Below are 24,792 nucleotides of genomic sequence, written 5' to 3'. Positions count from 1 at the left end.
GACCGCGGTTGGCTGAGGGCATGACCACCTTGATCCTCGGCGGCACCGGCAAGACCGGCCGCCGCGTCGCGCAGCGTCTCGACCATGCCCGGATCGCTTCGCGCGCCCACGGTTTCGACCTCGGTGACCCGTCCACCTGGGCCCTGGACGGCGTCACGGCCGCCTACCTCGTCGAGCCCGACCTGCGGGCGGAACCACGCCTGCCGCGGTTCGTGGCCGAGGCCGTCGAAGCGGGCGCGCGACGGCTGGTGCTGCTGTCCGCGCCACGCGCCGGCGAGGAGGGCCATCCGCTGCACACCGCCGAGCGGGCCGTCCGCGAGTCCGGCGTCGGCTGGACCATCCTGCACCCGAACTGGTTCGCGCAGAACTTCAGCGAAGGCCCGTGGGCGCAAGGGATCCGCGACGGCGTCCTGAGCCTGCCGGCCGGGGACGGAGGCGCGCCGTTCGTCGACGCCGAGGACATCGCGGAGGTCGCCGCGGCGGCGTTGACGGACGACCGGCACCACGGCGAGGTCTACGAGCTGACCGGCCCGCGGACGGTGGCTTTCGGGGAGGCGGTGAGCCTGATCGCCCGGGCCACCGGACGGAAGATCGGCTACGAAGCTGTCGACCCCGAGACGTTCGTCGAGCGGCAAACCGCTTACGGCGTCCCGGAAAACGTGGCGCGCCTGCTCACGGGTCTGCTGGCGGACCTGCGCGACGGCCGGGGCGCCGACCTCGGGGACGGCGTCGAGCGCGCGCTCGGCCGGCCGGCCCGGTCGTTCGAGGACTTCGCCGCCGCGACCGCGTGGGCCTGACGGTGCCGAGGAAGCTTCTTCTTCCGGCCGATCGGCGTGCGTGACGGTCAGCTGAGCCGCGTGATCGTCAACCGCAGGGAGCCGCGGTTGCTCGAATACCCGAGCCAGCTGTCGTTGGCGTACGCGTAGAAGTAGCCGGGCTTCTCGACGACCCACTTCTCCAGCCGGCTGCCGATCGGGAACGCCTCGTACGGCTGCTGCACGTCGTGGACGTCGAGGTCCCGGGCCGCCACCGTGCCGATCAGTGCCATCCACTGCGCGTCTTCGCAGCGGCGGCCGCCGAACGAGCGGGCGTCGGCGTCGTTGAGCCGGGCGAGCTGGGTCTGGAGCCAGGCCGACGTCGTCGCGAGCGCGTGCAGCACGTCCTGGAAGTCCAGGCGGGCGTCCGCCTCGGTGCCGTCCGGGTGGTGGGCGATCTTCCCGTTGAGCCAGGTGCCTTCGGCCTCGAACTCGTACTCGCCGGGCTCGAGGTGGATCCCCGTCCAGTTCCACGGCTTTCCGGCGTAGACGTCGACCGTCGCCGACTCGCCGGCGGCCAGGCGGCGCCCGTCGCGGTAGGGGCCGGTGGTGATCGGCGGCGTCGCCTGCCGGTCGACCGCGGACGGCGAGACGTCGGCGGAACCGGCGGTGATGAACGGGAAGGCGCGCGGCGCCGGGCACAGGACCGTGTACACGCTGTGGAGCGAGTTGTGCAGCACGTCCCGGGCGTCCGGCGCGATCTGCTTGTACATCGCGTCGTCGAAGACCAGGTCCGGGACGACCGCGCGGCATTCGTCGATCATCCACTGCAGTGCCGCGTCGGACAGGCCGGTGCGGTCGTGGCCGCCGCCGACGTCGCAGTGGTCGCCGGGGAACCAGACCTGCTTGGCCGTGCGTCCGTCGCGCACCTCGTGCAGGTTCGACCACAGGGTCGGCATGAACGGGCCGCGCATCTCGTCGATGGCCAAGGCTTGGCGGGCGTGCTTGACGTGCTCGCCGAGCTTCGTGTCGTGGAACCGGGGGAGGTGCCCGACGTGGTCCTCGACGAGCTTCAGCGGGCCGAGCCAGTCCGGGATGCCGAGCGAGCCGACGGTGTCCCAGACGCCGAGGAACTCGATCGGGACCGGGACGGCCGCCTCGCCGGCGCCGGACCGGTAGACGGTGGCGAAGAGCCGGTCGACCTCGGCCCAGAACTCGGTGGACCCGGCGGTCTTGAGCTCCGCGGGCAGGCCGCACCGGCTGATCATGCCGCCGAGGCTGCGGACGGTGAACGCCCCGCGGCTGAACCCGAAGAGGTGGATCGCGTCGCCGGGGGAGTAGGTGCGCGCGAGCCAGCCGTAGGCGCTCTTGATGTTCTCCGAGAGGCCTTTGCCGACGAGCCCGCCTTCGAGGTGGTCGAGCAGCCCGGGCCCGGTGCCGACGCCGGGGTGGTAGTACCGCGGCTGGGTGCCGAGGTCGGCGACGGTGTGGTGGAGCCGCGCGACGTTCGTCGGCGACGGCCGGCCCAGCTGCTCCTGGTCCGGGGTGTTCCACGTGCCGTCGCAGCAGACGACCAGGTGCCGCCTGGTCGGTTCCGGCTCGCTCATCCGTCCACCTTCGCTCCACTCGGGATGTCCGAGGGTAGGAGACGGTGAGCGGCCGCGGAGATACGGCCCGGTCGCTATGCTCCGGAACCGTGCCGGAGACGCGCCTCGACCTCGACCGGATCCGGGCCGCCCGGCGCGTGATCGACCCGGTCTTCCTCGACAGCCCGCTGTACCGCTGCGAAGCGCTGGAACGCGCACTCGGGTGCCGGGTGAGCATCAAGCTCGAAACCGCGAACCCCGTGCGCAGCTTCAAAGGCCGGGGTACCGAGCTCGTCGTCGACGGTCTCGCCGGGTGGGCCGCCGTGTGCGCCAGCGCGGGCAACCTCGGCCAGGCTCTCGCCCTCTCCGGACGGTCCCGCGGCATCGACGTCACGGTCGTGGCGTCGCGGTTCGCGCCCGCGTTCAAGCTCGAGCGCATCCGGGCTCTCGGCGCCGGACTGGAGCTGGTGGACGGCGACTTCGAGCTGGCCCGCGAACGGGCCGTGGCGCTGGCGAAGGAGCGCGGCGTCCGGCTGGTCGAGGACAGCCTGGACGTCGAGACCTGCGAGGGCGCGGCGACGATCGGCCTCGAACTCCTGGACGCCGGGCCGTTCGACGCGGTCCTGATCGCCCTCGGCGGCGGGGCGCTGGCCACCGGGATCGGGCACGTCCTGAAGTCCTGCGCCCCGGGCACGGAGGTGCTCACCGTCCAGCCGGCGGGCGCACCGGCGATGACCCTGTCCTGGCGCGAGCGGCGCGTCGTCACGACCGAGTCGGCCGACACGATCGCCGACGGCGTCGCGGGCCGGTTCCCCATCCCGGAGGTCCTCGACGACCTCGTCGCGGTCGCCGATGACGCCGTCCTGGTGCGGGAGACGTCGATCATCGCCGGGATGCGGCTGTTCCTGGAGCACGCGGGCCTGGTGGTGGAGCCGTCGGCGGCCCTCGGCCTCGCGGCGATCCTCGAGGACCGCGACCGGTTCGCGGGGCGGCACGTGGTGACGATCGTCTGCGGCAGCAACGTCGACATGGCCGCGTACCGGCGGTGGCTCGGCCTTTAGCGCCCTTCGCGCGTTCCGGCATGGCATCATGACCCTGGCCCGATCGGCAAACCGAACGGAGATGGGGCTCGATGGACGCTTTACCGAACGGCGGGACGCCCGTGGCCGAGCCGTCGATCCGCGACATGCTCGCAGTCAACCTGCGGGCCGCACGGGCGGCGCGGGGCCTGTCGCTGTCCGAACTCTCGCGGCGGTCCGGGATCGGCAAGGCGACCCTCTCGCAGCTGGAAGCCGGCACCGGCAACCCGACCATCGAGACCGTCTTCAGCCTGTCGCGCGCGCTGGAAGTGGCCATCTCCGACCTGCTCGACCACCGGCCCCGCGGCGGGCTGACGGTCGTGCGCGGCGCCGACGTCGAAGTGCTCCGCGGCGAGGGCATCGACCTGCGGCCGCTGCGCCGGATCGAGGCCGAGAACAGCGTGTTCGAGGTCTACGACCAGGTCGTCCGCGGGGACGCGCCGCAGCGGTCGCAGGGGCACGTCGGGGTCGAGCACACGATCGTCCAGACCGGCGGGCTGCGCGTCGAGGTCGGCGGGCGGACCGTCGACCTCGGGCCAGGGGACTACGTCGCCTTCGACGCCCGCGAGCCGCACAGCTACACCGCGCTCACCGCCCCCGTGCACTCGGTGCTGCTGCTGCAGTTCGGCGCCGACGAACGCCTCGACGGACGGCCGCACCCCGTCCTGCGGGATTGACACCTCCGTCCCGGGAGACTTAACCTCCGATCGTTCGCTTTACCGAACACCGGAGGGTCGATGAACCGAACGCGGGCGGTGGTGATCGGAGCCGGTGTCGTCGGGGCGGCGTGCGCCCGGGAGCTGAGCCTCGCCGGGTTCGATGTCGTGGTCCTCGACCGCGGCCGGCCCGCGGGCGGCACCACGTCGCACGGAGAAGGCAACCTTCTCGTCTCGGACAAGGGGCCGGGCGCGGAGCTTCGGCTCGCGCAGCTCTCGGCGCGGCTGTGGCCCGACATCGCGGCCGAACTCGGCGACGCCTGCGAGTTCGACCCCAAGGGCGGCATCGTCGTGGCCTCCACCGAAGCCGGCGCCCACGCGCTGAAGGCGTTCGCCGCCGAGCAGGCCGCGGCCGGTGTGCGCACCGAACCACTGTCCACAGTGGAGCTGGCGACGGCCGAACCCGCGTTGACCCGCGAGGTGACGGCCGCGGTCCACTACCCGGAGGACGCGCAGGTCCAGCCGGCCGGCGCGACGCTGGCCCTGCTCGGCGCGGCCCTCGCGAACGGCGCCCGTCTGCGCGTCGACACGGAGGTCGTCGGCGCCGTCGGCCGCGGTGGGCGGATCACCGGGGTCCGGGTACCCGGCGAGGTCGTCGACGCCGACGTCGTGGTGAACGCGGCGGGCCCGTGGGCGGGCGAGGTCTCGGCGCGCCTCGGTGCCCCGATCGCGGTCCGCCCCCGGCGCGGCGAGGTGCTGGTGACGACGCCGATGCCGGGAGTGGTGCGGCACAAGGTGTACGACGCGGACTACGTCGGCGCGGTCGGCTCCGGCGACGGCGAGCTGCAGACGTCGGCGGTCGTGGAGTCGACGTGGGGCGGCACGATCCTGATCGGCTCGTCCCGCCGCCGGGTGGGCTTCGACGACACGATCGTGCCGGACGTGCTGAGCGCGATCGCGGCGAAGGCGTTGCGACTGTTCCCGTCGCTGGCCGACGCCGCGGTGATGCGCGCGTACGGCGGCTTCCGGCCCTATGTGGACGATCACCTCCCGGTCCTGGGCGAGGACCCGAGGCTGGGAAACCTGTGGCACGCAACGGGACACGAAGGTGCGGGCATCGGCCTGAGCGTCGGCACGGCGAGGCTCCTGCGTGAGCTGCTGACGGGGGCGCCGCCGTCGATGCCGGTGGAAGAGTTCACTGTGGACCGTCCGGCGGTGGTCGCGTGATCGAGATCAGCGTCGACGGCGAGCCGGTGCGGGGCATCGAGGGACAGACGGTGGCCGGCGTGCTCCTGGCGGCGGGGCGGATGTCGTGGCGCACCACGCGTTCCGGGTCCCCGCGCGGGGTGTTCTGCGGGATCGGGGCGTGCTTCGACTGTGTGCTGACGGTGAACGGCGTGCCCGATGTGCGCGCCTGCCGCCGCCGCGCGGTCGATGGAGACGAGATCCGCACCCAGTCCCGGCAGGAGGAAGCATGACGCGGGTGGTGATCGTCGGAGCGGGCCCCGCGGGGCTGGCGGCCGCGGAAGCCGCACTGCGGGCGGGGGCCGAGGTGACGATCCTGGATCAGTCGGACGCCCCGGGCGGGCAGTACCACCGGACGTTGTTCGGGGAACGGCGGCCTGACTTCGAGCGGCTGCTGGCGCGGTGCGAGTGGTGGCCGGAAAGCACGGTCTGGGCGCTGCACGAACGACGGATCCACGTCCTGCGCGGCCCGGCCGACGGCTCGGCCCGCGAACGCCGCACCCTCGAACCCGACGCCCTCATCCTCGCCACCGGCGCGCACGACCGCACCCTCCCGTTCCCCGGCTGGCAGCTCCCCGGCGTCTACACCGCCGGTGCCGCGCAGGCACTGGCCAAAGGCGAGCGGGTCGCCGTCGGGCGGCGGGTGCTCGTTGCCGGGGCCGGACCCTTCCTGCTGCCCGTCGCCGAGTCGCTGCTCCACGTCGGCGCCGAGGTCGTCGCCGTGCTCGAAGCCAACCCCGTCACGACCGTCCTCAAAGGATGGGGCCTCCACCCGCGCAAGACCGGCGAACTCGCCCGCTACGCCGCCACCCTCGTCCGCCACCGCGTCCCGTTCCGCCTGGGCCGCACAGTCGTCGAAGCTCGCGGGGACGACCGGGTCCGCGAAGTCGTCACGGCCCGGGTCCGCGCGGACTGGTCCGTCGTACCCGGCACCGAACGCACCTACGCGGTCGACGCCGTCTGCGTCGGGCACGGCTTCGTTCCGCAACCCGAACTCGCCGTCGCCGCCGGGTGTGTTCTCGACCGTGGGTTCGTTCGCACCGACCAGCACCAACGGACCAGCGTTGCGAACATCTTCGCCGCCGGGGAGATCACCGGGATCGGGGGTGCCGATGCCGCACGCGCCGAAGGTGCCGTCGCCGGGTGTGCCGCCGCCGGGGGTACGCCGAGCCGGGAGCTGCTCCGCGAACGTGACCGTACCCGGGCCTTCGCGCGGCGGCTGCGCAACGCTCACCCGATCGGCGCCGCCTGGTCCGGCTGGCTGCGGGACGACACCATCGTCTGCCGGTGCGAGGAAACCACCTACGGCGACCTGAAGACCGCCGTCGCCGACCCCGTCATGCCGGGGCCGCACGCCCTCAAGCTCGGCACCCGGGCCGGGCTCGGTCCGTGCCAGGGCCGGATGTGCGGGCCGACCGTCGCCGACCTGTGCGGGGGCGCCGAACGTCACCACCGTCCGATCGCCCAGCCGATCCGCCTGGGCGAGCTCGCCGACCCGAAGGAGACCCGAGCATGAGCACCCGCGACCTCGGCGGCGTGGTCGTCGCCGCCGCGCTGCCGTACAAGACCGACGACACCGCGCCCGCCGGCCTCGCCGTCGACTACGACGCCTACGCCGAGCACTGCCGCTGGCTCGTCGAAAACGGCTGCCGCGGCGTCGGCCCGAACGGTTCCCTCGGCGAGTACTCCTCGCTCACCGACGACGAACGCCGCCGCGTCGCCCGGACCGCGATCGAGGCCGTCGGCGAAAACGGGATCGTCGTCGTCGGCGTCCACGGACCCGGCGCGCACCAAGCCAAGCAGTGGGCCGAGGCAGCCGCCGAGGACGGCGCGCACGGCGTCCTCTGCCTGCCGCCGACGCTCTACCGCGCCAACCATCGCGAGGTCATCGCCCACTTCGAGGCCGTCGCGTCGGTCGGGCTGCCGGTGATGGTCTACAACAACCCCTTCGACACCAAGGTCGACCTCACGCCCGACCTGCTCGCCGAAATCGCGCAGATCGACAACATCGTGGCCGTCAAGGAGTTCTCCGGCGACGTCCGGCGCGTGCTGGAGATTCGCGAACGCGCGCCGGAGCTGGCCGTGATCAGCGGCGCGGACGACGTCGTCCTGGAGAGCCTGCTGATGGGTGCGACCGGCTGGTTCGCCGGGTTCCCGAACGTCTTCCCGGCCGAGTCGGCGCGCCTGTTCGAGCTGGCCACGGCGGGCAAGCTCGACGAGGCCCGCGCGCTGTACGAGCCGCTGGTGGCCGCGTTCCGCTGGGACTCGCGCACCGAGTTCGTCCAGGCCATCAAGCTGGGGATGGACATGGTCGGGCGGTACGGCGGCCCGTGCCGGCCGCCGCGGGGACCGCTCTCGGACGTCCAGCGCGAGCAGGTCCGCGCCGACATGGGCCGCGCGCTGGCCTCGCTGGGGGTGGCGTAGGTGCGGTCCTCACGCGCGATCACGGCCGTCGACTCGCACACCGAGGGCATGCCGACGCGGGTGGTGACCGGCGGCGTCGGCCCGATCCCCGGCGCGACGATGGCCGAGCGCCGCCGGTACTTCATGGAGCACCTGGACCACATCCGGCAGTTCCTGATGCACGAGCCGCGCGGGCACTCGGCGATGAGCGGCGCGATCCTGCAGCCGCCGCTGCGCGACGACGCCGACTGGGGTGTCGTGTACATCGAGGTGTCCGGCTGCCTGCCGATGTGCGGCCACGGCACCATCGGCGTCGCGACGGTCCTGGTGGAGACCGGCATGGTCGAGGTGACCGAGCCGACGACCGTGGTGCGCCTGGACACCCCGGCCGGGCTCGTGCACGCGGAGGTCACCGTCCGCGACGGGCGGGCCGAACGGGTCAAGCTCCGCAACGTCGCGTCGTTCCTCGCCGAGCGCGACGCCGTCGTGGACGTGCCCGGCCTCGGCGAGGTCCGCTACGACCTGGCGTACGGCGGGAACTTCTACGCCATCCTCGAACTGTCCCAAGTGGACATCCCGTTCGAACGGTCCGAAAAGGACCGGATACTGAGCGCGGGCTTGGACATCATGGGGGCGATCAACGAGCAGCGTCCGCCGAAGCACCCGGCTGACCCGCTGATCGGCGGCTGCAAGCACGTCCAGTTCCTCGCTCCGGGTTCGGACGCCCGGAAGTCGCGGAACGCGATGGCCATCCACCCGGGCTGGTTCGACCGCTCGCCGTGCGGAACCGGCACGTCCGCCCGGATGGCCCAGCTGCACGCGCTCGGCGAGCTGCCGCTGCACACGCCGTTCGAGAACAGCTCGTTCATCGGCACGACGTTCACCGGCGAGCTCGTGGGGGAGACGGAGGTGGGCGGGGTGCCGGCGGTGATCCCCGAGTTCTCGGGCCGGGCGTGGATCACCGGCACGGCCACCTACCTCCTCGACCCGGACGACCCCTTCCCGACCGGTTTCGTCCTCTGATCCCGTGTGCGCGGATGGTCGACACGCGTGATCCGAGGGTCGACACGCGTGACGGGGAGGTCGACACGGGGGGCGGATGTCGTGTCGACCCTTCAATCACGCGTGTCGACCGCTCGATCACGTAAGCAGGCCAGGGCGTTGACGAGGCGCTGCTTCTCCGCGTGGTCGACGGACTCCGACACGTCGGTCACGCGCGCCGAGGAGAACTCGGTTTCAGCACCAGCATGAACGCCGTCACGGTCACGCGTACGCACCGCCTTCGATGTCCTCGACCAGCGTCGGCCCGGACGGGGTCCAGCCGAGCAGCTCGCGGGTGTGCGCGCTCGACGCGGACATGTCCAGGCCGAAGAACCGGCCGATGAAGCCGAAGTGCTCGACGGCGTTCTCCGGCGCGACCGAGACCACCGGCAGGTCGAACGTCCGCCCGATCGCCTCGGCGATCTCCCGCGTCGTGACAGCTTCTTCGGCGACGGCGTGCACCCGCGACCCGGCGGGTGCGCCTTCGACGGCGAGCCGGACGAGCTGAGCCGCGGACGGGCGATGCACCGCGGCCCACGCCGCGTCGCCGTCGCCGAGGTACGCCGACACGCCGTGCCGGCGGGCCGCCGCCGTGAGGGACGCCAGGAACCCGGGGTCGCCGGCGCCGTGCACCGACGGCGCGAAGCGGACGCTGACCACCCGGACGCCCTTGTCGACGTACTCGAGGGCGAGGTTCTCGCCGCCGCCGCGCATCGAGTCCGGACCGACCGCCGGGGACACGTCCGTCTCGACCGCGGGCCGGCCCTTGACCAGGCCCGCGAGCGCGCCGGCCAGCACGAACGGCCGGTCGGTGCCGGCGAGCGCGCCCGCCATCGTCTCGATGGCCGCCCGTTCGGTCCGGTTGTTCTCCGCCGGGTTGCCCCAGTCGTGCTTGTTGCCCAGGTGGACGACGGCGTGGGCGTCGATCGCGCCGTCGCGGAGACCGTCGAGGTCGTCGAGGTCGCCGCGCCGGACCCGGGCGCCCGCCTGGGCGAGCTTGAGGGCCGCGGCGTCCGAGCGGGCGAGGCCGGTGACCTCGTGCCCGGCGCCGAGCAGATCGCCGACGACGGCCGTGCCGATCCACCCGGTCGCTCCGGTGACGAACACGTGCATGGTGCTGCTCCTTCTTCGGGTTACTCGGTACGAGTACGAAGTTAGGAGCCGCGGTGGTGTTCGTGCCACGCAACTTTGGCAACTGACGATTGTGTCTAGCGCAAGCTGTGTTCGGCGTCGACGCGGGTGGTGACGTCGGTCTCGACGATCGTCCGCGTCGCGTCCGCTGACGCGTACGTCCACAGGATGCGCATCGGCTCGGTCGGCGACGCGTTGCGGAACCGGTGCGGGGTGCCCGCGTCGACGTACGTCGTGTCGAACCGCTCCAGGTGGTGCTCGGTGCCGTCGATCTCCACGATCGCCGAGCCTTCGAGGATCACCACGCTCTCCGGGCAGTTGTGCGTGTGCAGCGGGATGCCCGCGCCGCCCTCGAAGAGCGTCGTGCCGTTGAGGAACACCCGCGCGCCCAGTGCCCGCGTCACCAGTGGCACGGTGCTCGCGCCGCCGCCGCGGTTGTGCGCGGGCAGGGATGCCGGGCGCAGCACGGCCGGCGGGAACGACGTCGACCCCGGGCCGCGCCACACGGTCTTGGTGTTGGTGAACTCGCGGATCCCTTCCGCGCCCAGTTCGCGGCCGTACCCGGACTTCTTGATGCCGCCGAACGGCAGCCGCGGGTCGGACGCGACCATGCCGTTGACGAAGACCGCGCCGGCCTCGAACCGGCGCACCAGCACGGCGGCGCGGGACAGATCGCGCGTCCACAACGCCGCGCCAAGACCGAACTCCGTGCGGTTGGCCAACGCGATCGCCGCGTCCGCGTCGGGCACCCGCGTGATCGCCGCGACCGGCCCGAACGTCTCCTCGTCGAACGCCGCCATGCCCGGCGTCACGTGGTCGAGCACCGTCGGCGGGTAGAAGTACCCGGGCCCGTCGGCCGGTTTCCCGCCCAGCAAAAGGGAAGCGCCCGCGTCGACGCTGCGGCGGACCTGGTCGTGCAGCGTCGCGCGCAGGTTCTCCCGCGCCAGCGGGCCGACCTCCAGTGCGGCGGCCGCGGCGGTGAACTCCCGGACGAACTCGTCGGCGACGGCCTCTTCGACGATGAACCGCTTGGCGTTGACGCAACTCTGGCCACCGTTGACGAACCGGGCTTTGACGGCGGTGGCCGCGGCGGCGGGCACGTCGGCGTCGGCCAGCACGACGAAGGGGTCGGACCCGCCCAGCTCCAGGACCTGCTTCTTCAGCGCCGCCCCGGCCTGCGCGGCGATGATCGCGCCGACCTCCGTCGAGCCGGTGAAGGTGACGGCCGCGATCCGGTCGTCCGCGATGAGCCCCGCGACGGCGCCGGATTCCACCAGCAGCACCTGGACGAGCCCGTCGGGCGTGCCGGCCTCCCGCACGACGTCGGCGATGGCCAGCGCGCACTGCGGCACGTTGCCCGCGTGCTTGAGGACGATCCCGTTGCCCGCGGCGAGCGCGGGCGCGGCGAAGCGGAAGAACTGCCAGAACGGGTAGTTCCACGGCATCACGGCCAGCACCACGCCGAGCGGGTCGTGCACGACCACGCTGTCGGGCGGGATCGGCCGGTCGGCGAGGTAGGTGCCGGCCTGCCCGGCGTAGTGCTCGCACGTCACCGCGCACTTCTCGATCTCGGCTTCGGCCTCGCCGAGCGGCTTGCCCATCTCCGCGGTGATCAGCAGCGCGTACTTCTCCTTGCCCGCACGGAGAACGCGGGCCAGCTCCCGCAGCAGCCCCACCCGCTCGCCGACGTCGTAGGTGCGCCAGCGGGCCTGGGCGGCGGCGGCCGCGTCGAGCGCGGCTTCGACGTCCACAGTGGACTGCGGGGTGAACCGGGCCAGCTCGGTGCCGGTGGCCGGGTCGACGGACAGGATCATCGGGCGCTCACCTTCGTCAGTGCGTGGGCGACGGCCTCGGCGAACCCGGCCGTGCCGAGGGAGCCGCCGAGGTCGCGGGTGCGGGTGGCGGGGTCGTCGAGCGCGATGTCGACGGCCGCGGTGATCAGCTCGGCCGCCTTGACCAGGCCGGGGTGGTCGTCGCGGCGGCCGCGCCAGTCGAGCAGCATCGCCGCGGAGAGGATGAGCGACGTCGGGTTCGCGACGCCGAGCCCGGCGATGTCCGGCGCGGACCCGTGCTGGGCCTGCCCGACGCACAGGTCGTGGCCCGCGTTGACCGACCCGCCGAGGCCGAGGCCGCCGGACAGCTCGGACGCTTCGTCGGACAGGATGTCGCCGAACATGTTGGTGGTGACCAGGACGTCGAAGCGGTCCGGGGTGCGGATGAGCAGCGCGGCCGTGGCGTCGACGATCAGCTCCTCCAGTTCCACGTCCGGGTACCGCGAAGCGACCTTCCGGACCTCGCGCAGGAACAGCCCGTCGGACAGCTTGAGCACGTTGGCCTTGTGCACCGCGGTCACCTTGCGGCGGCGGCCGCGCGCCAGGTCGAACGCGGCCACGGCCACCCGCTCGGCCGCCTTCGCACTCACCTTGCGGACCGACAGCGCGAGATCGGGGTCGGGCATGAACTCGCCGGTGCCGGCGTGCATGTTGCGGTCGGAGTAGAAGCCTTCGGTGTTCTCGCGAACGATGACCAGGTCCATCGGGGCCCGCAGGACGCTCAGCTCCGGGCGCGAGCGGCACGGCCGGACGTTGGCGAACAGCTCGAACACCGTCCGCAGCTCGGCCGACGGGTTGATGCCGCCTTCGGCGCGCGGCGGGTACTCGTAGTGCGACACCGGGCCGAGCAGCACGCCGTCGACCTGCGGGATCCGGGTCATCACGTCGGACGGCAAGGTGGTGCCTTCGGCCGCCAGGGACGCCAGCCCGATGTCCCGGCGCTCGAACTCCAAACCGAGGCCCAGGAGGCGGTCGGCGGCGGCGAGGACGTCGAGGGTGGCGGCGGTGATTTCGGGGCCGATGCCGTCGCCCGGCAGGACGAGGATCTTCATGGGTGGTGCCCTTCGGTGGGGAGCAGCGCGGCGAGGTGGGGCCGCATCCGCTCGGCGATGAGGCGGTAGCCCTCGGCGTCGGGGTGCAGGCCGTCGGCGAGGAGCCCGGCGTCGGCCGGGCCGAGGAGCGACGGGCCGTCGACGACGGGCAGCCCGTGGGCGGCCTTCGCGACCTCGGCCCGCACGTCGGCGAGGGTCAGCCCGAGCGCGTTGGGCTGCTGCTCGCGCTCGGGGGCGTGCAGGGGAGTGGTGAGCAGGATCGGGGTGTCCGGGTGGCCGTCGCGGATCGTGTGGACGAACCCTTCGAGCGCGGGCCCGAGCGAGCGCGCGGAGAACGACGCGGCGCCGTGGATGTTGACGCCGACGCACAGGCTGATGACGTCCGCCTCGGTGTCGCGGATGTACCGCGCCACCGCGGGATCGAGGTGGCATTCGCCCGCGAAACCCAGGCAGCGCACCGACCAGCCGAGCTCGGTCGCCACCAGGGCGGGCCAGGTCTCGGACGGCCCGGCGGCGAGCCGGCACTGCGTGATCGAGCTGCCGTACGCGATCCAGCGCGGGCCTTCCGGCACCTGCGTCACTTCGCCGCTCAGCCGGAGTTCGCCGAGGCTGATGTGGCTCGACTGCGGCAGCCAGATCCGCACGCGCTTGCGTCCGGCGGGCAGGTCGCCGACGTGGACGGCGTGCGAGCGGCTGACCAGTTCGCCGTCGACCACCACGTCGATGAACCCGGTGGTCTCCACGTCCCAGTCGAACCCGCGGGCGTCGGTGTCGAACTCCAGCCGCACCCCGGCGGGCATCCGCGCGACCTCGTCGAGCCGCGGGTGCAGCGATCCGGCGGGCAGCCGGCGGGGGACGAACCGGCCGTCCTCCTCGACGAGTTCCGCGTGGCCGCGCAGGAACTCCTTCACGAGCCCAGCTCTTCGGCGAGCTGCGTGACGGCGTGGCGCAGGTCGTCTTCGTCGATCACCAGCGGTGGCGCGAGGCGGATCGTCGAGCCGTGGGCGTCCTTCGCCAGCACGCCCCGCCGGAGCAGCCCTTCGCACACGTCGCGGCCGCTGCGGCCGACGACGTCGACCCCGGCCCAGAGGCCGAGCGTCCGCACTTCCCGGACGTTCGGCAGCCCGGTGAGGAGCCCGGCGAAGACCGTGCCCAGCTCGGCGGCCCGGTGCTGGGGTTCGCCGGTCGCGAGCTTGCGGACCACGGCCGTGCCGATGGCACAGGCCAGCGGGTTGCCGCCGAACGTGCTGCCGTGCTGGCCCGGCCGCAGGACACCGAGCACGTCCCGGCGCGACACCACGGCAGACAGCGGGACGAGGCCGCCGCCGAGCGCCTTGCCGAGCAGGTAGACGTCCGGCACGACGCCGAAGTGCTCGCAGGCGAACGTGCGCCCGGTCCGGCCGAGCCCGGACTGGATCTCGTCGGCGATCATCAGGACGTCGTGCGCGGTGCAGGCTTCGCGGACGGCGGCGAGGTAGCCGGGCGGGGGCAGGAGCACGCCCGCTTCCCCTTGCACCGGCTCGATCAGCACCGCGACGGTGTCCTCGGTGACGGCCGCGCGCAAGGCGTCGGCGTCGCCGAACGGGACCGTGTCGAACCCCGGTGTGAACGGGCCGAAGTCCGCGGTGGCGACCGGGTCGTCGGAGAAACTGACGATCGTCGTCGTGCGGCCGTGGAAGTTGCCGCCCGCCACGACGATCCGGGCGCGTCCGGCCGGCACGCCCTTGACCGTGTAGCCCCACTTGCGGGCGACCTTGATCGCCGTCTCGACGGCTTCGGCGCCGGTGTTCATCGGCAACACCATGTCCATGCTCGCCAGCGCGGCCAGCTCTTCGCTGAAGGTGCCCAGCCGGTCGTGGTGGAACGCGCGGCTGGTCAGCGTGAGCCGGTCCAGCTGCTCGTGGGCCACCGACAGGAGCTCCTTGTCGCCGTGGCCGAAGTTCAGGGCGCTGTAGCCGGCGAGCAGGTCCAGGTAACGCCGGCCCTCCACGTCGGTGACCCAGGCACCGTGTCCTTCGGCCAGCACGACCGGCAGCGGGTGGTAGTTGCGGGCGGTACCGGCCTCGACGCGGCTGATCTCGTCGGTCGTCGCGCTCACGGGCTCTCTTTCCTGGTGCGGCGGGTGGTTCGGGTCTGGCTGAGCTCGGACCGCAAGCCGGTCAGCAGCTCGGCGCGTTCGGTGGCGCGGCTTTCGTCCCGCGCGCGCACCGCGAGCACGAGGGCGTCGGTGAGCACCTGGGACGGCAGGCCTTCGCCGGTGGATCCGGTGGTGCTGTCCACGGCGAACAGCGAGACGTGCACGCGGTCGGCGTACACGGGCACGAGGGAGTCGGAGATCAGCACGGCCCGCGCGCCGACGGCGGCGGCGTGGTCGAGCACGATCTCCAGCTCGGCGAGCAGCCGGCTGGGGGAGTACAGCACGACCACGTCGCCCTGGCCGAGCTCGAGGAGGTCGTCGGCCAGGCGGAAGCCGGTGGCCCCGCTGACCCGGGCGCGCCGGCCGATCCGGCGCAGCCGCAGGGCCAGGTAGGCGGCGACCGACTCGGACGGCCCGATGCCGAACGCGAGCACGTCGCGGGCGCCGGCCAGGGCGGCGACCGCCGTGCCGAACGCCTGCTCGGTGGTGAGCCGCCAGGTGTCCGCGAGCCGCTGCGCCGCCTCGGTGAACACCCGGTCGAGCAGGGCGGCGGTGGCCGAGACCCGCTCGTCCGGACTCCCGGGCGGGGGCGCCGGGCTCGTGGCCCGCACCACCTGCCGGGTCAGGCTGTGCCGCAGCTCCAGCAGGCCGGCGTAGCCCAGCGAGCGGGCCGTCCGGACGACGGTCGCGTCGCTGGTGCCGGCGGCCGCCGCGATCTGCTCGGCGGTGGCGAAGATGGCCTCGCGGCTGTGGGTGCGCAGGTACTCCGCGACCTTCCGCTCCGCCTTCGACATCATCGCCAGCCGGCCGGTGATCCGGTCCTGCAGCGACAGCTCTGTAGTGTCCATGTCAGTCATTGACTTCCCTGTAGGAATGACTACATAGTAGCGCATCAGTCATTCGCTGCAAGGTTTGTAATAGCCATTACATCCGCCGGAGGAGTCGCCCGTGCCGACCGTGCCCCTGCTGGAGCTCAGCGGACCGCCCGCCGAACGCGGCCGCCACCACGGTGAGGCCGCGCGGGCGGAGATCGCCCGCTCGCTCGACCACTACCGGCGCTCGTTCGCCCTCAAGCCCGGCCTGGCCTGGGCCGACGTGGTCTCCCGGGTCGGCCCGTGGCGCACGCTCGTGGCCGCCCACGCGCCGGACCTCCTGGCGGAGATGGACGGCATCGCGGCGGGTGCCGGCGTGCACCCGGACGAGGTGCTCGCGCTCAACGCGCGCGGCGAGATCGCGCGCAACCACCTCAGCGGCTTCACCGAGATGGACGGCTGTTCGTCGTTCGCGCTGCTGCCCGAAGCGACCGGTGACGGCCACGTCTACTGTGGACAGAACTGGGACTGGCGGGCGGAGACCGAGGCCACGACCGTGCTGATCCGGATCGTGCAGCCGCCCAAGCCGACCGTGATCATGCAGGTGGAGGCGGGGCAGGTCGGCCGCCACGGCGTCAACTCGGCGGGCCTCGCGCTCAACGCCAACGGCCTCGACGGCGCGTTCGGCACTCCGCCCGGCCTGCCGCAACCGGTGCTGCGCCGCCTGATCCTCGACAGCCCGACCCTGCGCGACGCGTTGCGCGTGCCGTTCGCGAACCCTCAGCACATCGCCACGAACCTGCTGTTCACCCACCGCGACGGGTTCGCCGTGGACCTGGAGACCACGCCGCTCGACCACCGCTGGGGATACGCGTCGGACGGCGTCCTGGTGCACGGCAACCACTACCAGTACGGCATCCCGCCGGCGCTGGCCGGGCGGTACCGGCCGGCCGCGGTCGACTCGCTCTACCGCGTCCCGGTCATCGAACGCGGGCTCGCGCGGGCGGTGGACGCCACGGACTCGGCGGGCGTGCGCAAGGTCGTGCAGGAGACCATGAGCGACCACTTCGGGCACCCGCACGGGGTGTGCGCGCACCCGCGTGACGACGATCCGGACGTGCGCCGCTACAAGACGACCATGAGCAGCCTGGTCGACCTCACCGCGGGGGAGTACCGGGTGCTGCGCGGGAACCCGTGCGAGGGCGAATACGAGGTGCTGCCGTGGCACATCGCCGACGGTCCCGGCGGGTCATGAGCCGGTTTCGACGTGGTCGAGGACGCCGAGCGCGTCCGGGACGAGGACGGCGGCGGAGTAGTAGGCGCTGACCAGGTAGGACGTCACGGCCCGGTCGCTGATGCCCATGAACCGGACGTTGAGTCCCGGCTGGTACTGGTCCGGGAGTTCCTTGGGGCGCAACCCGATGACTCCGGCGTCGTCTTCGCCGGTGCGCATGGCGAGGATCGACGTCGTGCCGGTGTCGGTGACCGGGATCTTGTCGCACGGCAGGATCGGGACCCCGCGCCAGGTGTGGACGCGTTTGCCGTCGAGGACGCCCGTGTCGGGGTAGACGCGGGCCCGCGTGCATTCGCGGCCGAACGCGGCGATGGCGCGCGGGTGGGCGAGGAAGAACTTCGTCTTGCGACGGCGGCAAAGCAGGTCGTCGAGGTCCAGTGGCGTCGGTGGCCCGGTGCGGGTCGTGAGGCGCTGCTTGAGATCGGTGTTGTGGAGCAGGCCGAAGTCGGTGTTGTTGACGAGTTCGTGTTCCTGACGTTCCCGCAACGCTTCCACGGTCAGCCGCAGCTGCTGTTCGAGCTGGTTCATCGGCTGGTTGTAGAGGTCGGTGACGCGGTTGTGCACCCGCAGGATCGTCTGGGCGACGGCGAGCTCGTATTCGCGTGGTGAAGGGTCGTAGTCGACGTACGTGCCGGAGAGGATCGGTTCGCCGTCGTGGCCGGCGGAGAGGTCGATGCTGGCTTCGCCCTTGGGGTTCTGCGGTTTCCGGGGTCGTCCGATGGCCTCGGCGACGTGAGCGCGGAGTGACTCGGACCGGCCGTTGAGGCGGGCGTAGGTTTCGGCGGGCAGAGCGAGCGCGATGACGTGGGTCGCGGCGCGGGCGGTGAAGCTCCACCGCGCGTCGTCGCGGGCGAGGAGCTCGGCGCCGAAGTGGTCGCCGTCGGTGGCGGTGCCGAGGGTGGTCTCGTCGCCGTACTCGCCGCGGCCGTGCCGGGTGACCTTGCCGTGGGCGACGAGGATCAGCGTGTCGACCGGCCGGCCCGCGGTGACGATCGTGTCGCCCGGCTCGTACTCACGTTGCTCGAAGGCCTCCGCGAGGGCGCTGAGGGCGTCCTCGTCGCCGAAGCCCCGCAACAGTTCGAGTTCGGTGAGCTCGGCGGGGACGACCTGGACGCGGGCGCCGGTGGTGTAGAAGGAGACTTTGCCGTCGCCGATGGTGTAGGTGAGGCGGCGGTTGACGCGGTAGCTGCCGCCCGGCACGTCGACCCAGGGCAGCTGGGAGAGCAGCCAGCGGGTGGTGATGCCGCGCATCTGCGGCAACGTCTTGGTGGTCGTGGTGAGTGTCCGCGCGGCCGTGACGCTCAGGGACAGCTGGAGCTCTTCCGTCACCGTCATCGGTGTCAGCCTTCTCGACCGAGTTCGGCGCTTTCGAGCACCGCGAGCGCGTCCGGGACCAGTACGGCGGCGGAGTAGTACGCCGACACGAGGTACGACATGATCGCCTGCTCCGAAAGTCCCATGAACCGGACGTTGAGCCCGGGCTGGTACTCGTCCGGCAACCCGGTCTGGTGCAACCCGACCACGCCCTGCGCCTGTTCCCCGGTCCGCATCAACAAGATCGAACTGGTGCGGGTCTCCGTCACCGGGATCTTGTTGCACGGCAGGATCGGCACCCCGCGCCAGGCCGGGACGTGGTGACCACCGAAGTCGACGGCGTCGGGGTAGACACCGGCCTTGGTGCATTCCCGGCCGAACGCGGCGATCGTCTTCGGATGCGCCAGGAAGAACCCGGGGTCCTTCCACACCAACGCCAGCAGCTCATCCAGGTCGTCGGGGGTCGGTGGGCCGGTGCGGGTGGGGATGCGCTGGGCGAAGTCGGCGTTGTGCAGCAACCCGAAGTCGGTGTTGTTGACCAGTTCGTGTTCCTGGCGTTCCCGCAGCGCCTCGATGGTCAGCCGGAGCTGTTGTTCGATCTGGTTCATCGGCTGGTTGTAGAGATCCGCCACCCGCGAATGCACCCGCAGCACCGTCTGGGCGACCGACAGCTCGTACTCCCGCGGTTGGGCGTCGTAGTCGACGAACGTCCCGGGCAGCATCGGCTCCCCGTCGTGGCCGGAGGCGAGGGAGATTTCGGCTTCGCCGTGGTCGTTGCGGGCCGAGGCGCCGCCGGCGACGAACGCCTCGAGATGGGCTTGGAGGGTGTCCGACCGGGACCGTACGTCTTCGAAGACGTCGCGGGGCAGGGAGAGGACGGTGCAGGTGGTGACGGCTTTGGCGGTGAACTCCCAGATCCCGTCGTCGCGGATGAGGGCGGTTTCGCCGAAGTAGTCGCCGTCGGCCATCGTGCCCAGCACGGTCTGGTCGCCGTAGGCGCCGGTGCCGACCTTGGTGATCTTGCCGTGGGCGATGAGGAACACCTGGTCGGCGCGGGAGCCGAACTCGACGAGGGTGTCGCCGGGGACGTATTCGTGCTGGGAGAACCGGGAGGCGAGTTCGGCGAGGACGTCTTCGTCGTCGTAGCCGCGCAGGGGGGCGAGTTCGCCGAGTTCGGGTGGGATGACGCGGACTTCGGCGCCGGTGGTGGTGAAGGTGACTCGTCCGTCGCCGACGGAGTAGGAGAGGCGGCGGTTGACGCGGTAGGCGCCGCCGGAGACCTCGACCCAGGGCAGGAGTTTGAGGAGCCAGCGGGAGGAGATGCCCTGCATCTGCGGGACCGACTTGGTCGTGGTGGCCAGGGTGCGGGCCGCGGCCCGTCCGAGGCTCTGCGGTGCCTGGTCGGTGTCCACCGGGTCGGTGACAGTCACAACGAGAACCACCCAATCATTCGAAGGTCAAGACTGGTAACGGGGATTGGTGGCGTGCCAGGTGAAGCCGCCGCCCATCCAGGAACGGACACCCACGAGGAACCGCTGCAGCTCCGGCGACGGCACCGCCATCAGCTCCCGGTGGCCGTCCTCGAACTCGTGGACGATCTTGTTGTGCAGCTCGACGGTGGCCTCGACCGCCTCCTCGACCGAACAGCCCCGGTCCGCGGCGATCTGCAGGACCATGTTGCAGACCGGCTTCTCGTCGGCGGCGTCCTTCGCCACCGAGTGCAGGTCGTTGACCAGCACCGACGCCGTCCCGGCCCGCATCATCGCCTCCCGCACGCGCGGGTCGTAATAGAAGGGCGCGGCCAGCTCGTAGCCGCCGACGGCGTCGACCAGGGTCATCGACGTGTAGAAGCTGTCGTGCTGGCGGGCCGCCAGGTACTCCCACGCGGGTGGGTAGCGGCCGGTGTGGCGCCACGCCGCGTAGGCGTCCCAGCTGACGAACATCGCGAACGTCGAGTAGCAGACCCGCTGGACCAGCACGGGGGAGCCGTGCCGGCCCAGGTGGTCGATCGCCGAGTGCAGCCCGACGAGGATCGGGTCCGCCCGCAGTGCTTCTTCGAGGGGCGCCGAGAACTCCCCGGCCGGCGCGACCGGGTCCATGGCCGCCATGACGAGCGCCAGGCGTGGCGGCAGTTCGGTCGGCGCCGCGCCCAGCGCGCTGTCGTCGGCGTAGAAGTCGTCGGCCGCCCACCAGACCGCGTTGAGCTGCGCCGCGACGAGCAGCCGGTCCGGGTCGTCGCAGTCGGGGTGGGCGAGCATCACCAGCCGGCCGAACCCGGCGTGGGCGATCTGGTCGAGGCCTTCGCCGGTGAAGCCGCAGTCCCCGGCCCACGCGACCAGCCGCCGGTCGACCTCCCCGGCGAGGGTGTCGTCGACGCGGCCCACGACCGGGCAGTACAGCGGTGTCGCGCTGCCGTCACCCCACGGCAGGTGGGCGTACGCCGGATCCTGCCCGGGCGCGGGCGCGAACTGGGTCGCGATCCGCGCCGCGGCCGTGCCGAGGCCGAACGGGCCCGCGAGCAGGCTCGCGGCACCCCCGTTCGTCCACTGTGGACACGCGGTCCCGGTCGTCATGGTGCTCTCCCTCGGCACGCCCGCCTCAGACGCGGTCGGCGGCGATGAGCAGGTAGTGGAAGCTGCCTTCGCGGTACGCGGTCAGGAACGGCTTCTCGACCCCGGTGGCGACCGAGGACCGCTCCCGCAGCTCCCAGTACGGGATCGTCGCGGCCGTCAGGTCGACGACGTTGATCGGGACGAACCCGTTGTCCGACAACGCCTTGAAGTAGTCGCCGCGGGCGTGGATGTTGCAGATGTAGTGCTGGTCGATCTGGCTCACCGCCCGCGACCGGCCGCCGGTGACGTCGTTGTAGCACCCGGTGATCGTGACGTACCGGCCGCCGGGCTTGAGCTGCCGCGCGTGCTCGGCGAACAGGTCGTGCAGGTCGACGTACATCGTGCTCTCGTTGTTCCAGATGCCCTGGAACACGCCGGACTCGAACCCGGTGTCGAGCATGTTCTTCAGGTGGTAGCGCACCGAACCGTCGATCCCGCGCCGGCGCACGTGCTCGTTGGCGAACCCGACCTGCTGCTCGGAGATGGAGATCCCGTCGACCTGACAGCCGAAGCGCTGGTGGGCCATGACGCTCGAGCCGCCCCGGCCGCAGCCGGCGTCGAGCAGCCGGTCGTGCGGCCCGATCGGCCCGAGGTGGTCGAGGAGGACGTCGGCCTGCGCGGTCTCGAGCCGGTGCATCTCGGCGATGATCGCCTGGTCGCGCCGGTCTTCGGGGGCGTCGAGGACGGCCGGGTCGTAGTCGCCGAGGCCGTAGTGGTGGTGGTAGAGACCGTCGACGTCGCCCAGCCGGAGGTTCACCGGGTCCTTTTCCGCGTTCCAGTAGTCGGCGACCGACTGCTGGTACGCGGTGCGGGTCACGGGCTGGTCGATAGCCGTCATCGAGAAACTCCTCGTTCGTTTTCCGGGAAGGGGCAAAGCCTTGGCGGGCAAGGCCCTGTCAGCCAAGGGAAAGCGCCGGGCGCCCGGCATTGTCCCCTCCCCACCGACGCTAGCGAGGAACGATTCACGCGGACAAGGAGCTTCACTCCCGCCGGCCGCGCCTTGCCCGCTTGGCCCAGCGGCACCCCTGCGCGCGGTGGTCCGCGACGCGCTCGACAGCCTCTTTCGGGACCGGCGGCGACTCGTTGGGATGACGCGGCGCGACCGTCGGTGTTCTAGGGGAGTGGCGCGCGGTTCTCGTCGAGCCCGGCGAGCAGATCACCGCGCCCGGCGACGCGGTCGAGGACGTCGTCGGCGGTGAACGTCAGGTGGTGCACGTGCCGGCACGCGCGGACCTCGGCCCACGTGACCGGTGTCGACACCGTCGGCCGGTCGCGGCCGCGCAGGGAGTACGGCGCGACCGTCGTCTTGGCCGGGTTGTTCTGGCTCCAGTCGATGAACACCCGTCCGCCGCGCTGCGCCTTGGCCATCACCGCGGTCACCGCGTCCGGCGTCTCCCGCGCGAGCTGCTGCGCGAGCCGCTTGGCGTAGGCCGACGGCGCCGCGGGGTCGTCGGTCCGGATGCCACAGTACAGCTGCATCCCCTTGGAGCCGGACGTCTTCGCGTACGGGGTCAGTCCGTCGGCGACGAGGACGTCGTGGAGGCGTTCGGCGACGCGGGCGCAGTCGACGATCGACGTCCCCGGCCCGGGGTCCAGGTCGAACACCAGCCGGTCGGGCGGCCGCCGCGTCGCGTCCGCCGTGACCGTCCACTGGGGAACGTGCAGTTCGAGGGCCGCGATGTTCGCCGCCCAGACCAGCGCGGGGAGGTCGTCGAGGAGCGGGTACTCGATGATGTCGCCGCCGCCGCGGGAACCCGTGCCGGCCAACCGGACCGTGCGCAGCCACGACGGGGCGCCCTTTGGGACGTTCTTGCCGAACCACTGCTCGCCGCCGACCCCGTCGGGGTAGCGGATGAACGTCACCGGCCGGCCGGCGAGGTGCGGCAGCAGGACGGCGGCGATCCGCGAGTAGTAGTTGATCACCTCGCCCTTGGTGAAGCCGTCCGCCGGGTACAGCACCTTGTCCAGATTGGACAGTGTGAGCTGCCGGTTTCCGGCCTGCACGGTGATCTTCCGGCTCACCGGCTCGGGTGCTGGCGGCGCGGGTGGTTCCGGTGGGGCGGCGCGCGGGGCCAGGACGTCGTCGGGCTTCTTGTCCGCCCGCAGGCCGCGCCAGGCGGTGTGGCGGACGCGGCCGGCGCGCGTGAACTGCCGGTAGACGATCTCGCCGACGAGCCGGGGTTCGACCCAGCGGGCGCGGACGGTGTCCTCGCGCGGCGGGGTCGTCACGAACGGGTGGGTGCGCCGCTCGAGCGGCTGCAGCTGGGCCATGAGGTCGGCGCGGGCGGCCTGGCTGAAGCCGGTGCCGACGTCGCCGATGTAGACGAGGTCGCCGGTGGCGGGGTCGTGGGCGCCGAGCAGGAGGCCGCCGAGGGTGCCGGTGAAGCTGCGCTGCCCGGGGCGCCAGCCGCAGACGATGACCTCCTGCGTGCGGATCAGCGGGTGCTTGAGCCAGGAGTCCGGCCGCTGCCCGGGCGCGTAGGCGGAGCTGCGCAGCTTCGCGACGACGCCTTCGTAGCCGGCGGACGCGGCGTGGGCGAGGAAGTCCGCCGGCGTGCGGCGGTCGGCGGCGAGCTCGTCGAAGGTGACGGCGCGGACCACCGAGACGCGGTAGGGATCGGGCATCGGCAGGCCGGCCAGCAGGCGGCGGCGTTCGTCGTACGGTTCTTTGGTCAGGTCACGGTCGCCCAGGCGCAGCAGGTCGAAGGCGAGGAAACGGACCGGGACGTCGTCGAACGTCATGCCCTTGGGTGCGCTCTGGTGCCGGACCCAGCGGCCGCGGCGTTCCTGCATGAGCTCGAAGTCGATCCGGCCGTCGTCGCCGTAGACGACGATCTCGCCGTCGAGGCAGGCGGCCTGCCCGAGGTCGAGCACCCCGGCGAGCTCCCGGAACTCCGCGGTGAAGTCGATGTTGTTGCGGCTGGTGAGGACGGTGGTGCCGTCGGGGGCGATCCGCATGGCGGCGCGGTAGCCGTCCAGTTTGTACTCGTAGGCCCATTCGGCGCCGCTGCGCAGCCGGCCGCCGTCGGCCTTGGCCAGCATCGGCTCGACCCACGCGGGGACGCGGGACGCGTCGTGAGCAGCCATGCCGGACCTCCGTCTGTGCTGTGCAGACGGTAACCCGTTCGGCCTAGTTCTGCTGGGTTTCCGCAGGTTGGCGGTGTATCAGGCCGGGAAGAAGTCCTCGACCGCGCGCCGGAGGGTGGCTCGCACCGTCTCCGCGTCGTCCAGCTCTCCGCCGTGTAGGGCGCCGTCGCGGAGGAGGACCAGGACCCGTGCCGCGTGGCTCGGTTCCGGGTGGCCCAGCGCCGTCGCTTCGCTGCGGAGCACCTCGAAGAACCACTGGCGGTGGTCGTCGATCACCCGGCGGACCTGGGAGTCGGCGTCGGGGTACTCCGCCGCCGCGTTGAGGAACTGGCAGCCGCGGAAGTCCTCGCCGCACGTCGCGTCGCCGACCACCGCCAGCGCCGCGGCGAGCGCTTCGCGAGGTGGCTTGCCCGCGCGGGCCGCGTCGACCGCCGCGCGGATCTGGCGGCTCGTCTCCGCGAGGTACGCCGCCACCAGGTCGTCCTTGGTGGGGTAGTGCCGGTAGAACGTCGCCCGCGTGACGGACGCCTCGCCGACCAGGCGTTCCACGCCGACCGCGTGGATGCCCTCCGCGTAGAACAGCCGCGACGCGGTCGCCAGCAGCCGGTCCTTCGGGTGCACCTCGGCAGACTTCATCCGGCCAGCATAGAGAAAGACTGGTCGTTCTGCCAGATCGGCTACGTCACATTGCCACGGCGTCCCCGGGCGGCCAGAGTAGAGAGACAGAAAGACCAGTCGTTCTCCCTGAGGAGCCAG

The 24,792-nt window shown here is 72.1% G+C and carries 22 protein-coding genes; 9 read left to right on the top strand and 13 right to left on the bottom strand.

Features of this window, described 5'->3' with window-relative positions; all coding sequences use genetic code 11:
- Nucleotides 1–20: 20 nt before the first annotated feature.
- A complete protein-coding gene (locus ACZ7PG_RS03515; protein WP_470237505.1) occupies nucleotides 21–797 on the top strand; it encodes an NmrA family NAD(P)-binding protein in 777 nt (258 codons plus the stop codon).
- A gap of 47 nt (nucleotides 798–844) precedes the next feature.
- On the opposite strand, the gene ACZ7PG_RS03510 is transcribed toward ACZ7PG_RS03515, so the two are convergent.
- A complete protein-coding gene (locus ACZ7PG_RS03510; protein ID WP_470237504.1) occupies nucleotides 845–2,362 on the bottom strand; it encodes a DUF2235 domain-containing protein in 1,518 nt (505 codons plus the stop codon).
- 89 nt (nucleotides 2,363–2,451) lie between these two features.
- Between ACZ7PG_RS03510 and ACZ7PG_RS03505 the strand changes: the two genes are divergently transcribed.
- From ACZ7PG_RS03505 to ACZ7PG_RS03475, 7 genes are all read left to right on the top strand, one after another.
- On the top strand, nucleotides 2,452–3,402 hold the full coding sequence (locus ACZ7PG_RS03505) for a threonine ammonia-lyase (protein WP_470237503.1): 951 nt from the start codon (nucleotides 2,452–2,454) through the stop codon (nucleotides 3,400–3,402).
- Between the two features lie 71 nt (nucleotides 3,403–3,473).
- Nucleotides 3,474–4,097: a helix-turn-helix domain-containing protein gene (locus tag ACZ7PG_RS03500; RefSeq protein ID WP_470237502.1), complete on the top strand. Its 624-nt coding sequence runs from the start codon at nucleotides 3,474–3,476 to the stop codon at nucleotides 4,095–4,097.
- A gap of 60 nt (nucleotides 4,098–4,157) precedes the next feature.
- Nucleotides 4,158–5,303, top strand: coding sequence for an NAD(P)/FAD-dependent oxidoreductase (locus tag ACZ7PG_RS03495; protein WP_470237501.1), 1,146 nt, complete (start codon nucleotides 4,158–4,160; stop codon nucleotides 5,301–5,303).
- Nucleotides 5,303–5,554 (top strand): (2Fe-2S)-binding protein, encoded by a 252-nt coding sequence (locus ACZ7PG_RS03490; protein WP_470238990.1) that lies wholly within the window; start codon nucleotides 5,303–5,305, stop codon nucleotides 5,552–5,554. Before ACZ7PG_RS03495 ends, ACZ7PG_RS03490 begins: the two co-directional genes overlap by 1 nt.
- On the top strand, nucleotides 5,551–6,837 hold the full coding sequence (locus tag ACZ7PG_RS03485; protein WP_470237500.1) for an FAD/NAD(P)-dependent oxidoreductase: 1,287 nt from the start codon (nucleotides 5,551–5,553) through the stop codon (nucleotides 6,835–6,837). Before ACZ7PG_RS03490 ends, ACZ7PG_RS03485 begins: the two co-directional genes overlap by 4 nt.
- Nucleotides 6,834–7,745, top strand: a complete 912-nt coding sequence (locus ACZ7PG_RS03480; RefSeq protein WP_470237499.1) for a dihydrodipicolinate synthase family protein — start codon at nucleotides 6,834–6,836, stop codon at nucleotides 7,743–7,745. The genes ACZ7PG_RS03485 and ACZ7PG_RS03480 overlap by 4 nt, the downstream gene beginning before the upstream one ends.
- Nucleotides 7,746–8,747 (top strand): proline racemase family protein, encoded by a 1,002-nt coding sequence (locus ACZ7PG_RS03475; RefSeq protein ID WP_470237498.1) that lies wholly within the window; start codon nucleotides 7,746–7,748, stop codon nucleotides 8,745–8,747.
- A gap of 240 nt (nucleotides 8,748–8,987) precedes the next feature.
- Here ACZ7PG_RS03475 and ACZ7PG_RS03470 read toward each other — a convergent pair whose 3' ends face one another.
- The 6 genes from ACZ7PG_RS03470 to ACZ7PG_RS03445 form a co-directional block, all read right to left on the bottom strand.
- On the bottom strand, nucleotides 8,988–9,878 hold the full coding sequence (locus ACZ7PG_RS03470) for an SDR family oxidoreductase (protein WP_470237497.1): 891 nt from the start codon (nucleotides 9,876–9,878) through the stop codon (nucleotides 8,988–8,990).
- Nucleotides 9,879–9,973: 95 nt separating this feature from the next.
- A complete protein-coding gene (locus ACZ7PG_RS03465) occupies nucleotides 9,974–11,710 on the bottom strand; it encodes an aldehyde dehydrogenase family protein (protein WP_470237496.1) in 1,737 nt (578 codons plus the stop codon).
- Nucleotides 11,707–12,780, bottom strand: a complete 1,074-nt coding sequence (locus ACZ7PG_RS03460; RefSeq protein WP_470237495.1) for an isocitrate/isopropylmalate dehydrogenase family protein — start codon at nucleotides 12,778–12,780, stop codon at nucleotides 11,707–11,709. The genes ACZ7PG_RS03465 and ACZ7PG_RS03460 overlap by 4 nt, the downstream gene beginning before the upstream one ends.
- The gene (locus ACZ7PG_RS03455; RefSeq protein ID WP_470237494.1) at nucleotides 12,777–13,691 is read right to left on the bottom strand and encodes a GDSL-type esterase/lipase family protein; all 915 of its coding nucleotides are present in this window, start codon (nucleotides 13,689–13,691) and stop codon (nucleotides 12,777–12,779) included. Before ACZ7PG_RS03455 ends, ACZ7PG_RS03460 begins: the two co-directional genes overlap by 4 nt.
- Nucleotides 13,688–14,878, bottom strand: a complete 1,191-nt coding sequence (gene rocD, locus ACZ7PG_RS03450) for an ornithine--oxo-acid transaminase (RefSeq protein ID WP_470237493.1) — start codon at nucleotides 14,876–14,878, stop codon at nucleotides 13,688–13,690. Before rocD ends, ACZ7PG_RS03455 begins: the two co-directional genes overlap by 4 nt.
- The gene (locus ACZ7PG_RS03445; protein WP_470237492.1) at nucleotides 14,875–15,765 is read right to left on the bottom strand and encodes a MurR/RpiR family transcriptional regulator; all 891 of its coding nucleotides are present in this window, start codon (nucleotides 15,763–15,765) and stop codon (nucleotides 14,875–14,877) included. The genes rocD and ACZ7PG_RS03445 overlap by 4 nt, the downstream gene beginning before the upstream one ends.
- A gap of 100 nt (nucleotides 15,766–15,865) precedes the next feature.
- Between ACZ7PG_RS03445 and ACZ7PG_RS03440 the strand changes: the two genes are divergently transcribed.
- Nucleotides 15,866–16,984 (top strand): C45 family autoproteolytic acyltransferase/hydolase, encoded by a 1,119-nt coding sequence (locus ACZ7PG_RS03440; RefSeq protein WP_470237491.1) that lies wholly within the window; start codon nucleotides 15,866–15,868, stop codon nucleotides 16,982–16,984.
- Here the strand turns inward: ACZ7PG_RS03440 and ACZ7PG_RS03435 are convergent.
- From ACZ7PG_RS03435 to ACZ7PG_RS03410, 6 genes are all read right to left on the bottom strand, one after another.
- Nucleotides 16,979–18,358, bottom strand: coding sequence for a family 2B encapsulin nanocompartment shell protein (locus tag ACZ7PG_RS03435; protein ID WP_470237490.1), 1,380 nt, complete (start codon nucleotides 18,356–18,358; stop codon nucleotides 16,979–16,981). The genes ACZ7PG_RS03440 and ACZ7PG_RS03435 overlap by 6 nt on opposite strands.
- Nucleotides 18,359–18,363: 5 nt before the next feature.
- Complete coding sequence (locus tag ACZ7PG_RS03430) at nucleotides 18,364–19,767, bottom strand: family 2B encapsulin nanocompartment shell protein (protein WP_470238989.1); 1,404 nt, start codon at nucleotides 19,765–19,767, stop codon at nucleotides 18,364–18,366.
- 27 nt (nucleotides 19,768–19,794) lie between these two features.
- A complete protein-coding gene (locus tag ACZ7PG_RS03425; RefSeq protein ID WP_470237489.1) occupies nucleotides 19,795–20,928 on the bottom strand; it encodes a family 2 encapsulin nanocompartment cargo protein terpene cyclase in 1,134 nt (377 codons plus the stop codon).
- Nucleotides 20,929–20,935: 7 nt separating this feature from the next.
- The gene (locus tag ACZ7PG_RS03420) at nucleotides 20,936–21,787 is read right to left on the bottom strand and encodes a geranyl diphosphate 2-C-methyltransferase (protein WP_470237488.1); all 852 of its coding nucleotides are present in this window, start codon (nucleotides 21,785–21,787) and stop codon (nucleotides 20,936–20,938) included.
- A gap of 275 nt (nucleotides 21,788–22,062) precedes the next feature.
- Nucleotides 22,063–24,036, bottom strand: a complete 1,974-nt coding sequence (gene ligD, locus ACZ7PG_RS03415) for a DNA ligase D (RefSeq protein ID WP_470237487.1) — start codon at nucleotides 24,034–24,036, stop codon at nucleotides 22,063–22,065.
- A 78-nt stretch (nucleotides 24,037–24,114) separates the two neighbouring features.
- On the bottom strand, nucleotides 24,115–24,672 hold the full coding sequence (locus ACZ7PG_RS03410; RefSeq protein ID WP_470237486.1) for a TetR/AcrR family transcriptional regulator: 558 nt from the start codon (nucleotides 24,670–24,672) through the stop codon (nucleotides 24,115–24,117).
- Nucleotides 24,673–24,792 lie beyond the last annotated feature (120 nt).

The sequence above is a fragment of the Amycolatopsis sp. NPDC114504 genome (assembly GCF_055633595.1).
Note: the sequence above shows the minus strand (reverse complement) of the source record. Positions and strands in the feature narration are given on the sequence as shown.